We start from the raw sequence: 14070 nt of genomic DNA, 5'->3' as shown, positions 1-14070 counted from the left end.
TTAAATCCTGACATTGAAAATACCTAAAAGTATTTCCCTAAAATCAGCTATATTTCAACATTTTTGTTTATTTTCAATATGAAAAGTTCTTACAAATTCATGCAGGGGGCATCAAACTTCAACAGTAAAAGCCTTGATTTACAAGGCTTTTTTGCTTATTTAATTTCGCTTTTTTCAGCTCAATCATCTCCTTAAATTCAAAGTAGATTTTCCACACAAAAAATCCCCTTCCTTTAGACACAAGAAAGGAGAGGCATCGCATAGAAAAAAACTACGAGAGAAGACTGAAACAAAATATGTTTGACGAAAACCTGATAAAGATGGTTACACACCGAGCATATTCCTAAGGACGTCTTATAATTTTTTTGATTTAGGAATTAAGAAAGATTATATATCAAGTTTAGATATGCCTCACGCTTGCATATCCAAGCGGCCTTCCCCGTAGTTCTGAGCAACTAATTTGTTCTAGGAAACATCTTAGTTGCTTTTTATTTTAAAACAACTATATTACGGAACATCACAGTCTTGATTAACAAAAGGATACAAGATAGTGACTGATTGTAAAAAACATTCTTATTTCTGCTTTCTAAAAAGCGACCACTGCTAATCCGGGTTTGGAGTAAAAAATCTCTGCCCCTTAAGGGAACAGAGATGAAATTTATTTCTTCTTCGCACGGAAGACAATGAAGCCTACCAAGCCTACTAGAGCTACTCCAGCAGCAATCATGATCCAGCTAGCATTCTCACCCGCTTTAGGGAGAACTTTCTTGGTTCCAACATTAGAGGCATTTCCTCCGCCAGTACCATTATCTGATTCGATAATCACAACAGTGCTTCCTGTAGTGCTGCTTGAGCTAGAAGTCGTGCTACTGCTACTTGAGCTAGAGCTAGAGCTAGAACTACTACTGCTGCTCTTAGAGCTATTGTCCGAGCTAGGTTTCGGCGGTTGCGGAACTCCTGGAACTGGTGTATTGGTAATGTTCATACCATCAACAGTAGCTGTATAACCATAAACACGGTCTTCAGTAACTGAGTAGACAATATCTTTTCCATCTTCACCAGTCGCTGGCAAGTCAGTGAACTCATACTTCCACTCACCCTTATCATTCGGACCAACTTCTTTATGAGCAACTTCAGTGCCATTTGCATAGAGACGAACGGTAATCTTGTCTGGACGTTTGCCATCTTTATCGTTGTCATCATTCCAAGTCTTGGTACCTGAAGCGGTAATCAATGCCTTACGGTTGGTAAAGTCTTTGTAAATAATACCAGAACCATAATTTTTGAGCTGAGCGGCATTAACCTGAATCTCTTCATCTGACAGTTGGTAACCTTCTGGTGCCTTGGTTTCCTTAATCAGATAATGCTCCTTAATCAAGTTGCTGAAAGAAGCAATCCCATTAGCATCACTGGTTGCTTTTTGAACAATTGTCACACCATCTTCATCGTACAATGTGAATTCAGCACCTGCTAGGGCTTTACCAGCTTCATCTTTCTTAGTCACCTGCACACCATAGACATCCCCATGTGCATAGCCGTTTGCACGTTGGTAGCGGACAGCAACTGAAGATTTTTGCTCTTCGATATTATCTGCTCGCATGATTGCTTCGTTCGGGAAGAGTGTTCCATCAGTCGGAACTGTAGGGAAGTTGACACGATAGCGAACATAGAAGCCTTCATTGGCACCGATATGCCCCATGTTAATGGTAAAGGAACGCTTGTCAGCAGCAAGATTAATCGTATAATTTGCTGTCACATCCTCGCGTTGCTGACTTAGTCGGTAAGAGTTATCAGCCGGGTCAACAACCCATGAACCTTTAAGAATTTGGAAGCTGTTGAGATCAATTTCTCCGGTATTAAAGCCCAGAGTATCTGAAATAACAACATTATCCAGTTCTTGATTTTGTTGGTTGATATTCAGGCTGTAAGTAATGCTCTTGATATTATCCGCATTATTCCAGCCGTATTTTATGAAAGTATAAGGAGTTGCTTGGCCAGGAAGACCTTTGTAGTCAATTTTTCCATATTCAACAATCTTCTTGCCAACGATAAGTTTCAGAGGAATAGAGCCTTTATCTCTGGCTACTGTATGATCAACGCGAGCTAAAAGATGAACTTTCCCTTCAATATGAGAGCGAGTCAGGACATAGTCTGTATAGGTCAGTGTAAGCTGCTTAGAGCTTGCATCAACCACAGCTGTCGCTACGAGATTGCCGTCATCATCTTTGACTTCAAAATCAGCTCCCTCCAAAGCAAATTCAGCAGGAAGTCCAATGGTCGTAGTATCTCCTGGCTGAACCTTGCCATAATTAAAGGCAAAGTTTGCGTCAATTTGGAATTTTTCCCAAGGGGAGAGGCCGTCAGTCAGTTCTTCACCCTTTTGATTGTAAACATTTACTGACGTGATAACATCGTCTACCGTGTTGGCTCTGGCAGATTGACTGCTAGAAAACAGGCTAAAGAGGAGCACAAAGGCTACTGAGAAAAAGCGCGCAATAGTCTGAGATATTCTTTTCATAAATAATCCCTCCATTTTTTTCCTTTTTTCCTTTTTATCGAACATGTAAAAATATTAAAATTCCTTTACATTTCCAATATACTACATATATTAGACTAGCATACGATTGACTATAAGTCAACTATTTACCTTTACCAGTTCAGCTTTTGTCGACAATGTGTAAACCAGTTTATTTCTCCAAAAACCTTGTCATTTAAGACTTGGAAACACTTGCAGCTGTTATTTCTTTGTATTTTTTGAAACAAAAATGTAATATTTGCCTGCATAATAAATGAACAAATATGAATTATATGACCATAAATATTCATATATATAAATTTGTTTTTAAAAATAAGCATAATTATTAATGCTTGCTACATAACTAGTCACAATAAAAAAACTGAACAAATCTGCTCAGTTTTCTAATTGATAAATATAAGATAAAGATTATATCTAATTTATAGAAATATATAATCCCGTTATTTCCTACATCATACCGCCCATCATGCCTGGATCCATAGCTGGAGCTGGGCTAGCTGGTTCTGGTTGATTAGCTACTACTGCTTCGGTTGTCAAGATAAGACTGGCAACAGAAGCGGCATTTTGCAAGGCTGAACGAGTCACCTTAACTGGGTCAATGATTCCAGCCTCAATCATGTTAACCCATTCGCCAGTCGCGGCATTAAAACCTGTACCAACTTCAGAGTTTTTCAGACGGTCAATGACGATTGAACCTTCAAAGCCTGCATTCAGAGCGATTTGACGGACAGGCTCTTCCAAGGCGCGAAGAACAATGTTACGACCAGTCGCTTCATCCCCTGCCAACTCAAGACCTGCGACAGCGTCCAGTACATTAATATAGGCAGTACCACCACCAGAGACGATTCCTTCTTCTACCGCTGCACGGGTTGCATTAAGGGCATCTTCGATGCGGAGTTTCATTTCTTTGAGTTCTGTTTCGGTTGCAGCTCCAACCTTAATCACAGCTACACCACCGGACAATTTAGCCAGACGTTCTTGCAGTTTTTCACGGTCAAACTCAGAAGTGCTGCTTTCAATCTGTGACTTAATAACTGCCACACGGTTAGCAATGGCTTCAGGATTGCCAGAACCTTCCACAATCACAGTGCTGTCCTTATCAACAGTGACTTTAGAAGCTTGTCCAAGCGCTTCAATCGTAGCATCTTTGAGCTCTAGGCCAAGATCATCTGTAATCACTGTACCGCCCGTCAAGATAGCGATGTCTTCCAACATAGCCTTACGACGATCACCAAAGCCTGGTGCCTTGACAGCTACAACATTGAAGGTTCCACGAATCTTGTTAAGAACCAGCGTTGGCAGAGCTTCACCGTCCACATCATCTGCAACAATCAAGAGCGGACGATTGGTTTTCAAGATGTTTTCCAATAATGGCAGAATCTCTTGAATGTTAGAAATTTTCTTGTCAGTAATCAAGATGTAAGGATTGTCCAGTTCGGCTACCATTTTTTCATTGTCAGTTACCATGTACTGAGACAAGTAGCCGCGGTCAAACTGCATTCCCTCAACTACATCCAGCTCCGTTTCCATTCCTTTGGACTCTTCAATGGTAATAACGCCGTCATTGCCAACTTTTTCCATAGCTTCAGAGATATACTCACCGACTTTCTCGCTGCGAGAAGATACGGCTGCGACCTGAGCAATAGCTTCCTTGTTGGAAACTGGAACTGAGTTAGATTTCAGGGCTTCAACAGCTGTCGCAACGGCTGCTTCAATCCCGCGGCGGATACCGATTGGATTAGCACCAGCTGTAACATTTTTAATCCCTTCACGGACGATAGCCTGAGTCAAAACTGTTGCTGTTGTTGTTCCGTCACCAGCGATATCATTGGTTTTTGAAGCAACTTCTGACACCAGCTTAGCGCCCATGTTTTCAAAATGGTCTTCCAGTTCGATTTCCTTGGCAATGGTTACACCGTCATTGGTGATAAGGGGTGATCCAAAGGATTTTTCCAAAACGACATTGCGGCCTTTAGGACCCAAAGTCACCTTGACAGTATTTGCTAAGATGTCAACTCCACGAACCATACTGCTTCTTGCATCTGCTGAAAATTTAATATCTTTTGCCATTTTATTATTCCTCTCTTCTAATCTTACTCGACAACTGCTAGAATATTGGCTTCACTGACTAAGAGATAAGCTTCATCTCCGTCCTTGACTTCCACGCCTGCATGGCTTTCTACGAGAACCTTGTCCCCTTCCTTGACACTCAGGGCTACCAGCTCACCGTTCAAAGTACGAATACCTTGACCAACTGCTACAACTTCAGCTGTCTTAGTCGCTGCTTGGCCGTTGCCCGCAATGACAAATCCGCCAACTTTCTGCTCTTTTTCTTCTACTTTTAAGACCACACGGTCTCCTAATGGTTTTAACATAGTTTTCCTCCAAAGATTGAATTTTTAGCACTCTAAACTATCGAGTGCTAATCTATAGTTATTATTTTATCACTTGGTCAGAAATAGTCAAGAAAAAAACCGGCTAGATGAAAGAAAAATTTTATTTTTTCTTCACTTGGTCCTAAACTCAAAAAAACAAGTCCGAGCTAAAATCCTCTCAGACTTGTCTTTAGGGGGAATGTCTATCTTGCAAGTTTTAGTTTTGCTTCAAAATCATCAATCACTTTTTGCAGATTTAGGCGTCCTCTATAGATACCATAGCCAAACAAAAGCATGGCTAAGATTCCTAGTAGAGCTAGGACGATTCCTGCAATCAGTGCTAGGAGATTGGTCTCATGAAAGAGATAAATCAGAACAAGACCGATGCTGGCAATGGCAAAGAAGAGACTGAACCAGCGTCCTAGATTTTCAATCATATGCTTCTGGTAGTGAATTTCTGTTTCATAGCCTTGAATCAATTCTTGTTCTGTCATGATCTTCTCCGTTCTTTCTTTTACTCTGCTCAAACAAATTTGTATTAGACTAGCTGCAAATCGGACTTACTGCCAGCCTAAAATTGAGCGAGAATTAGTATTTAAGTTGAGGGTCAAAGATGCCAAGCGCTACACCAATCAAAGCAATGACAACCAAGAGGAGCATAACGAGGTTTGGTGATACTTTTTTCTTGGCCATCAGCCACCAACAAAGGGTGATAAAGCCAGCTGTTAAGAGACCTGGATAAACACCATCAATCTTTTCTTGCAACTTCAGGAAAGCTTCGCCATCAGCATTTTTCAGCTCTAATGAAGTCGTTACAGATACCCAAGTTGCAGCAACTGCCCCGATAACCATACCACCAATGACACTGATTGCCTTACGAAGCGCCTGTCCTTTAGGTCCTACAAGGAATTCTACCGCCTTGTCCCCTAATTCATAGCCTTTGAAGTAGGCAAAGCGCATACCGCCATAGATGAGAACATTCCAGACAAGGATGTAGAAGAGAGCGCCGATAGGATTTCCACCTTTAGAGAGTCCAAGGGCAATCCCCAGCAGAACTGGAATCAAAGTTCCAACTACCAAAGAGTCACCGATACCCGCGATAGGTCCCATGAGACCGGCACGCATACCATTGATAGTTTCGCCGTCAACAGCGTCACCATTGGCACGCGCTTCTTCCAAACCAGCTGTAATCCCTACTACCAAAGCTCCGAGCTGAGGTTCTGTGTTGAAGAAAGCCGTATAGGTCTGCATAGCTTCTTTCTGCTCTGCTTTGTCTTTGTAGAGTTCTTCCACGATTGGCAGCATAGAGGTCAAGTAGCCGAAAGTCTGCATGTGCTCTTGAGAGAAGCAAGTCAAATGACCATAGTACCAATGGTGGAATGATTTCGCTAAAGTCTTTTTAGTTATTTTCTTTCTTTCAGCCATCTTAGATATCCTCCTCATCGTCATCAAAATCAGCTCCACCAGCCGGCGCGGTTACTCGAGCTGATTTGATTACTTCCAATTCATAGTAAATTACTGCAAAAATCAATGAAACAACTGCACTGGCAACCAAATTAAGACCAAGTGACTTAGCCAAGGTGAAGCCCACAAAGAATGGGATAAAGTCAGCAGCCTTGGTAACGATTTGTTTCAAGAGAATGGCAATACCGACACATGGGAGAAGAGCTCCGACTGTAAAGAGGGATTTCATGATGAAGCCATCCATTGGCAGGTGGGTTTTCATCAGTTCAACCATATTCGGACCAAACTTCGTGATGATCATGGTTGGAAGGAAAGAGAAGACAAAGTGGGAAATCCAAGGATAGACCCAGTCAACAGCGTAAAGCTTTTTGAATTCGCCTTTTTCAACAGCTTTCCAACCAATATGTTGCCAAAGCAAGTTTGTAGTAGCTGTTCCATAGAAGAGAACTGTACCGATAGTACCAACTGCTGCTCCGATTGGTGCAGCTGCTGCAGCGATAGCAGATTCAGACGTGATTCCTTTAGAGTGAACAAACAAGATTGCGAGAGGAATCCCAATGTAAGAGATCGCCCGCACGTCAGCGGAAACTGTACCACCTGGTGTTACCAGAGCGATATAGAGGACCTGAAGGGCTACCCCAACCATAATCCCTGTTTTTAAATCTCCAAGAATCAACCCACTAATCAAACCTCCGACCAGTGGACGTCCCAGAGTGTAGTTACCAATACTAGAACCACCCATACCAGGCATAGAAGCTAAACTAGCAAAAAGACCCAGTAAAGCGGCTTGCAGCCAAGAAATTGTCATAATAGACTCTCCTTTTCATTATTGTAATTAAAAACCAAATTTAGACTTGAAATCGCTCCAGTAACCGATGGAAACATCAGGCAAGAGCTGGAATTTGACTTTGTAGCCTGCTTTTTCGATCGCCTCAATCGCTTCTGCTTCTTCCTGGGTGATGGACTGGTTGTTGCCCAGCTTAACAGCTCCCGGACGGTCATTAGCAGGACCTACGATGATTTCCTTAACATCCCCAGGTACAAAACCTTGGTCCACTAGGATTTCCTTCATGTCTACAGGATTTTTCGTAATGAGGAAATAACGGCTGTCTGACTCTGTGACCTTGCCTGATTTTTCCTTGAAGGCTTCCTTGGTCCAAACAAAAGTCTTCTTGTCAGAAGCTCCCTTGTAGGCCTGAATCAAAACCTTGTTTCCTGCGGCTGCATTATTAACTGCAATCAAGCCATCACAAGGGTATTCCTTAGCCCAGCGAGTGACTGTTTGACCGTGGATCATGCGGTCGTCAATCCGTACAAATGATACTGTCATCTTTAAAATCTCCTTTTATCTTTTATAATGTATAGCGGAAGCACTAAATGTCGTCTTCATCTTCGTCAGCTGCATCGCTTACGACTTCAAATTCCTGCAAAGCAGCTGTGGCCTCGGAAAGGATGGCCTGAGCCAGCTCTTTTCCGTCCAAGATGTCTTTCATAACCAAGCCAGTAAGTCCCATGGTCAGGTTCAAACCTCCCAAGATAACTGCTGAGTCGAGCTTACCCATGTCAGCTAAGACGCTAGCTGCTGTCGTCAGAGGACTGCCTCCTACAATATCAGCCAGAACTAAGACACTGTCATCAGCGCTTAAGCCAGACAAGGCCTGAGTAAAATCAACTGCAAAATCATCAACTGACTTGCTCTCCTGAAGACCGACCGCAATCACCTGATCCGTCTTGTCTCCGGCAAACATCTTCAAGGAACTCTGCACGCCTGCAGCCAGTCCCCCATGGCTGACCAGTACAAGGTATTTCATCTTTCCTGCCTCCTTTATCCTTCGACTTCTTAGCCAAGTCAGGCTTTAGATGACGAAGAATTTATTGATGATTTTATTGTACAGAATATGGAACCGGTTTCATATTGTCAAATGTCACTTTGCCCAGATGACATTTGTTAGGAAAAATATGACATTTGTCATATTGGTCTAGTCAGCTGTGCTTTTTTCTGGCTTAATTAGCAATAAAAAAGAAAGCAGATTATTTTCCGCTTTCTATTTCTCTTTGAATGCTCGGCAAGGCACTGTCAATCTCTTGATTCTGCATAGCATTTTGAATCAGATAGTCCATCCGATCCATCGTATGACGGTCCACTTCCAGACTGATGTCAATGATGGAGCGATTCATCATGTGGTCTAGCCTCTCAGAAGTCAAGGAATCCAAGCCAAAATCATCGGCCTGTAAGATTTCTCTAGCCTGTTGACTTTTCACCACAGATGGTAAAACTGAGGTCCCCTGCGATTTTTCAAACAAAACCTGCTGGCTTTCTTTATCCTGTGACAGCAAGAGCATAAATTCCCAAGCCAGCTTCTCTTGCTTGGTATTGGAAGACATGGCAAAGAGCGAGGTCTTAACCTGTGTTCCCATCACCTGGCTATTGGCTGTCGGCATCGGGATACAGGTCCAAGAAAAGCTTGAATACTTGGCGACATGGTAAGGGTAAGGCTTGTAGGTCCGATACTGAGCCAGACTCATAGGATAGAAGGCCACCCGCCCCTCATCAAAGTCATTAGAAGTCACCTTATAGTGCTGGCTGAGCATATCTAGCTTGCTCATAAAGGCCAAGGCTTGGTGCATCTCTGCGCTGTCTACATTGATACCGGATTTATCGATAAGATGGCCGCCGTAAGCTACCAGAGCCTGCTGCCACGTGTAATCTGTTATACCGTATTGATCCACTATACCATCGCCATTGGTATCCTTGGTTACTTTCTTGCAAATCTCATAGAAATCCTCTAAAGTCCAACCTGACTCAGGAATGCTAATTCCTTCTTTTTCAAGCAGGTCTTTATTGACACACATCATGATGGGATTGCTCTCAACTGGAAGAGCATAGCTGACTCCCTGATATTGCCCGGCTTCATAAGCCACCGGATAAAAAGCCTTTCGTTCATCATCCGTTAGGAGGGTATCCAAGGATTTAAGCGCGCCAGTCGAAGCCAACATGCTAAAGTCGTTTTCCGGTACCATAAAGAGATCTGGCTGCTCGCCTTTCAAGACTTGCTCTGCCAGCCAGTCAGCGTAATCATCCTTGGGAATACCGCTTTCATAGACGACCTTGACATGAGGATGCGTCTTTTCAAATTTTTTAATCAGGATGTCCAAGACCTTGTTTTCCCGGCTGTTAGGCACATCCCAGCTAGAGCCAGCATAGACCCCGATACGAAGGACTTTTTCCTGAGCTGAGGCCCAAAAGACAAAAGCCAAAGCAACAGATATAATCAGGACAACCAGTAGGGCCAAATGTCTCAGTCTCCACTTCATTTGTCGCTTTCCTTACTAAAATCTCTCTGGGTGACTCCGGTCTGCACAGCCCAGATAGCCAGCTGGGTTCGGTCGCGCAAATTGAGCTTAGCTAGGATGCCTGACAGGTAATTTCGGACTGTCCCTTCTGATAGAAAGAGCTTAGCAGCAATTTCTTTATTGGAAATCCCAAAGCCAATCTGCTGGATAATCTTCCACTCCGTCCGGCTCATGTCCTCTATATTTTCCTCCGTCACTGTGATAGCAAAATTGGACTGGGCCATCTGTGAAAAGATTTTGAAGACCTTGGTGGCAATATTGGGATTGATCATAGCTCCGCCCCGATAGACTGTCTGAATGGCTTCGTGAAGCTCTTCTGTCGAAACCCCTTTGAGAATATAACCAGACGCGCCGTATTTGAGAGCGGAGAAGATAAATTCATCGTCATCAAAGGTCGTCAGAATGATAATCTTCACATCTGGATACTGCTCCTTGACAGCCTTGGTACAGAGAACACCGTCCATGACTGGCATGCGAATATCCATCAAAATCACATCTGGGCGTACCCGATGAAGCTTTTCCAGCACTTCCTTGCCGTCTCCGACTGTCCCAACAACCTCAATATCAGCGTGGGCTGACAAGATGATTTGCAGAGACTCGCGAATCAAGGCCTGATCGTCTGCTATTAAAACCTTAATCATGTCTTCCTCCTATTTTTGGGATTTCGATATGCGTGTAGAAACCGTCCCGATTTTCAAATCGGACGCTTCCGCCAATAATCATTAGACGCTCCTGCATCTGCTTGAGTCCATAGCCATAGTGGAGTTCATCAAAACCAACACCATCATCCTGAATAGTCATTACATAGGACTCTTCCTCCAGCAACTCAATCCAGATAGTCTTGGCATGCCCATGGCGGACAGAGTTGGTAATAGACTCCTGAATCACCCGGAAGACAATGTCTTCCTTGGCAATATCCAAGTCAATATTATCCCATTCGTAACGAAGATGAATCTCTAAGTTGGAGATAGCTTCATACTCACGGATAATCTTAATCAGAGCTTCCTTCAAAGTATTATTTTCCAGAGCTCCCGGCCGCATCTTATTGAGCGAGCCTCGGACATCACGGATACCATCTCGAACGACGACTGAGACATTATTGAGCTGCTCCTTAGCCCGATTGGTATCAATATCAACCAAGACCTTGACCGCATCAATACCCGCCGAAATTCCCGTCAGGGCATGGCCCAATGTATCGTGAATCTCTCTGGCAATCCGCTTTCGCTCTCGATCTTCTGCTATTTTCTCAGACAAGGCCAGATAAGAGTTCAACTCGCGATTGGCCTGAGAAGTCATGCGCAGCTCTTCCTCAATCCGATGACGCTCTGTAATAGCCGACAAGATATAGAAGAGCAAGGAAATCATAAAGACAACGATATTGAGGGAGTAGAGAAAGTTCTTACCAAAAAGCAGTAACAGCCGAACGGACTCTGGGTAAAACCGAATATAGGTATCCAGCGAAGGCAGCTTGATAAAGAGCGACATGAGGTCATAGTTGGACAAGAGCAGCATGCCAAAGCTCAAAATAATGAAAGAAAACCAATACTTCTTGTCCTTAGAAGAATTGAACTCCTTAGAGCCATAGAAAATATCCGCAAACACCAGGAGAATCAAGCCATTGTAGGACGAGTGCAGAACGGAAAAGATGACCAGCATGAGCAGGATTTCAATAATGGTTGCCTTGTCATAGACGGACAGCTGATTGGGGTGGCGCTCGCGATAGTACATGACCAAAAGCAAACTACCATAGAGGCTAATTGATACCCAGAAAATCAAGCTGGGAGAGCCCGGAATAGCATCCAAACGCTCCAAAAGCGAATGACTGAAGCCCTTAGCTGCTACATAGTTGGTCGCAAAGAGATAGATGGACGCATTATAGACAATGGCAACCAGATTGATGACCATCAAGGCTATTTTGCTGTAAAATATACTTTTTTGAGGTCTCATTATTGCCACCCTGTAACTGTGTATTGACTGATATTATCCCTGTTGACTAAGTGAACGGGAATCAGGTATTGGCTGTCGTAGGATTTCCCCTCCTGCATCAGCTCAATTACCTGCGCCACCTTGCGCCCCATCTGAATGGGCGATTGGGCCACGGTTCCCTCTATATCGCTAGTCGTAGCCAGAAAGTTTTTGATATCTGGTGAACCATCCACGCCATAGATTGAGATTTTCTTATCAAGACCTTGATTTTTAATAGCAGCCAAGGCCCCGATAGCTGCTCGATCATTGAGCGCCATAACTACATTAAAGTCTAAACCTTCGTCTAGAGCCCCTTTGACCTGCGGCATGGTTTCCTCAGTCTGGCCCAGTGTTTCTTTCTGGGAAATAATCCTGTAGCTAGGCCGTTTTTCAATCGTATCAATAAATCCCTGAATCCGGTCCATGGCAGAGACGGCATTGCGGTGCTCTAGAAGGAGAATATTGGCAGAAGGCCGACGCTTCATCATGTCCTGGGCAATCAGGACGCCTGCTTGGTAGTTATCAGACACAATGGTCGTATCCACTTTTACATCCTGACTGATAGGCGCATCCACTACGATAATTTTAATCCCAGCTTTCTTGGCCTTTTGAAGAGAGGAAATGATACTTGGACTATTGCTTTTCACTGGATTGATAACAATGACATCAACCTTTTCTCGAACAAAAAAGTCAATCTGCTGGCTCTGCTTGCCCTCATCCAGCTCAGGATCCCGAACGTAAAGTCGGCTGCCCTGCTGGTTGGTTTTCTTCTCCAGTTCCGCATTTAAGGTCTTGTAAAAGTCATTGTTCATGGTCATATAGGTCACCCCAATCTTGACCTGCTTCTCATCTGGCACAACGCCCTTGAAATAAACAAAAAGCAAACCCAAGATAAGCAGAATGAAAAGCGGCCAGAGAGCCTTTTTCTGATAATGCTGTATCCGTTTTTTGACTTTAGCTGATACCATTTTTCACCCCCTATGCCGTAAGCACCTTTATGGAACATATAGGATTATTATATTACAAAGCCGCCAAAAAGCAAAATCTTTCCAGAAATGGCTATAATAAAAGAGGCGAGAGAGAATCTAAAAAATCATTGATTTTTGATTCTTGGTCCCACCTCGACGATCATAACTAAACTTTTAAAAGCTTGAGAGAAATAGAATTCAGTCAAACAGAGCTTGCATCCTACAAAACTGAATAATGATTTTTTAGAGCAAGGTCATTTCCCAGTCTTTGCTTCTTGCTTAAAAGGGAAGTTCCTCTTCTTCCAACACCAAATCTGCCAAATCAGCTCCGCTATTATTTTCACGCAGAGCACGCTGGGCCCGACTTTCCAGTAGTTGGAAGCTATGACAGAGCACCTCTGTCACATAATGAGTGGCCCCCTCCTTTTCATAGCGACGAGTCCGCAACTCACCATCCAGAGAAATCAAGCTGCCCTTACTTGCATAGCTGGCTAAAGTCTCAGCTAGGCGCCCCCAGACAACCACATTTACAAAATCCGCCTCACGCTCACCGCTCTGCGACTTATAAGGGCGATTAACCGCGACCGTTGCGCGGGCAACAGATTTTTCATTCGCAGTCTTGTGAAGTTCAGGCGTAGCCGTCAGCCGGCCGATTACTATTACTTTATTATACATTTTATATCCTCCTAACTTATCATTCGTAAAAGGAGGCAAAAAGTGAAAAAAATGTGGTATAGTATAGATAAAAAGGAAAGTTGCAGTTTCTGCCCCTTTCCTACTAGATTTGTATAATAGAGGCTCCGATGACCATTAAACATTCGCCTGTGAAAAATATTCTTTTTATCCTGATTTCTCTGTGGTTCGGAGGCTTTTCTGCCTTGGCTGCCGTAGACTACCTGACTAGCTCCATCCCCTACAAAGACACCAGTTTCTTTGTCCTTAGTCTACTGGTTGCTGCTTTCTTCTTACTGCTCCTTATCTTTGCTATTCGCAGACTAACCATTCATGCGACTATCCTCTCCTTTGACCACGAATATGTAACCTACCATTATAGCGGACTCTTATCAGCTGCCACCTACTGCATTCCTATGCAGCAGATTAGTCATGCTCGCTACAGCCGAGACAGTGAAGAATCCGAGATTGGCCTTTGGATGGAGGATGGCTTCCATGACTTTGCTTCCTTTAATCATCCCCGCCACAAAATTTATGCCTATCCTGACAGCCAACTCATCGGCATTGTTTTCAAGAGAAAGCGCCTCAAAGTATTGGAAGACCACGGCCTAAACAGCCTTATCTACCAATACAAATACAGCACTCCGAGCCAGAGCCCCACAGCCACTCCTCAGTCGACAACCGACTCGCAAAGTAATAGCGACAGCGTCTTCTTTTGAGACAGTGTGAGGATTAG

At 43.5% G+C, this 14070-nt stretch carries 14 protein-coding genes; 1 reads left to right on the top strand and 13 read right to left on the bottom strand.

Annotated elements, in window-relative coordinates; translation table 11 throughout:
- Positions 1 to 658: 658 nt before the first annotated feature.
- The 13 genes from K1J09_RS11690 to K1J09_RS11630 form a co-directional block, all read right to left on the bottom strand.
- Positions 659 to 2518 carry a Cna B-type domain-containing protein gene (locus K1J09_RS11690; protein ID WP_223322868.1) on the bottom strand — a complete coding sequence of 620 codons (1860 nt, stop codon included), beginning with the start codon at positions 2516 to 2518 and terminating at the stop codon, positions 659 to 661.
- 465 nt (positions 2519 to 2983) lie between these two features.
- Positions 2984 to 4606 carry a chaperonin GroEL gene (groL, locus tag K1J09_RS11685; protein WP_002896724.1) on the bottom strand — a complete coding sequence of 541 codons (1623 nt, stop codon included), beginning with the start codon at positions 4604 to 4606 and terminating at the stop codon, positions 2984 to 2986.
- A 23-nt stretch (positions 4607 to 4629) separates the two neighbouring features.
- The gene (gene groES / locus K1J09_RS11680) at positions 4630 to 4911 is read right to left on the bottom strand and encodes a co-chaperone GroES (protein ID WP_002919847.1); all 282 of its coding nucleotides are present in this window, start codon (positions 4909 to 4911) and stop codon (positions 4630 to 4632) included.
- Between the two features lie 203 nt (positions 4912 to 5114).
- Entirely contained in the window at positions 5115 to 5405 is a 291-nt protein-coding gene (locus tag K1J09_RS11675; protein WP_002901670.1) for a hypothetical protein, read from the bottom strand.
- A gap of 94 nt (positions 5406 to 5499) precedes the next feature.
- On the bottom strand, positions 5500 to 6354 hold the full coding sequence (locus tag K1J09_RS11670; protein WP_002896727.1) for a PTS system mannose/fructose/sorbose family transporter subunit IID: 855 nt from the start codon (positions 6352 to 6354) through the stop codon (positions 5500 to 5502).
- Positions 6338 to 7183 carry a PTS mannose/fructose/sorbose/N-acetylgalactosamine transporter subunit IIC gene (locus tag K1J09_RS11665; RefSeq protein ID WP_002896728.1) on the bottom strand — a complete coding sequence of 282 codons (846 nt, stop codon included), beginning with the start codon at positions 7181 to 7183 and terminating at the stop codon, positions 6338 to 6340. Before K1J09_RS11665 ends, K1J09_RS11670 begins: the two co-directional genes overlap by 17 nt.
- Positions 7184 to 7210: 27 nt before the next feature.
- Positions 7211 to 7705 (bottom strand): PTS system mannose/fructose/N-acetylgalactosamine-transporter subunit IIB, encoded by a 495-nt coding sequence (locus tag K1J09_RS11660; protein ID WP_002896729.1) that lies wholly within the window; start codon positions 7703 to 7705, stop codon positions 7211 to 7213.
- A gap of 43 nt (positions 7706 to 7748) precedes the next feature.
- Positions 7749 to 8186, bottom strand: coding sequence for a PTS sugar transporter subunit IIA (locus K1J09_RS11655; RefSeq protein ID WP_223322866.1), 438 nt, complete (start codon positions 8184 to 8186; stop codon positions 7749 to 7751).
- 220 nt (positions 8187 to 8406) lie between these two features.
- Positions 8407 to 9690, bottom strand: coding sequence for an ABC transporter substrate-binding protein (locus K1J09_RS11650; protein WP_223322865.1), 1284 nt, complete (start codon positions 9688 to 9690; stop codon positions 8407 to 8409).
- Complete coding sequence (locus K1J09_RS11645) at positions 9687 to 10370, bottom strand: response regulator transcription factor (RefSeq protein ID WP_002896732.1); 684 nt, start codon at positions 10368 to 10370, stop codon at positions 9687 to 9689. Before K1J09_RS11645 ends, K1J09_RS11650 begins: the two co-directional genes overlap by 4 nt.
- Positions 10363 to 11676, bottom strand: coding sequence for a sensor histidine kinase (locus K1J09_RS11640; protein ID WP_002910806.1), 1314 nt, complete (start codon positions 11674 to 11676; stop codon positions 10363 to 10365). Before K1J09_RS11640 ends, K1J09_RS11645 begins: the two co-directional genes overlap by 8 nt.
- A complete protein-coding gene (locus K1J09_RS11635) occupies positions 11676 to 12662 on the bottom strand; it encodes a substrate-binding domain-containing protein (RefSeq protein ID WP_223322863.1) in 987 nt (328 codons plus the stop codon). Before K1J09_RS11635 ends, K1J09_RS11640 begins: the two co-directional genes overlap by 1 nt.
- Before the next feature lie 279 nt (positions 12663 to 12941).
- Positions 12942 to 13337, bottom strand: coding sequence for a single-stranded DNA-binding protein (locus K1J09_RS11630; RefSeq protein ID WP_002928959.1), 396 nt, complete (start codon positions 13335 to 13337; stop codon positions 12942 to 12944).
- Positions 13338 to 13465: 128 nt separating this feature from the next.
- Here K1J09_RS11630 and K1J09_RS11625 point away from each other — a divergent pair, with 128 nt between their 5' ends.
- A complete protein-coding gene (locus K1J09_RS11625) occupies positions 13466 to 14053 on the top strand; it encodes a hypothetical protein (RefSeq protein ID WP_223322861.1) in 588 nt (195 codons plus the stop codon).
- The last annotated feature ends 17 nt before the right edge of the window (positions 14054 to 14070 follow it).

Source organism: Streptococcus sanguinis (genome assembly GCF_019928825.1).
Classification (GTDB): Bacteria; Bacillota; Bacilli; order Lactobacillales; family Streptococcaceae; genus Streptococcus; species Streptococcus sanguinis_L.
This window is presented reverse-complemented; position numbering and strand designations above follow the sequence as displayed.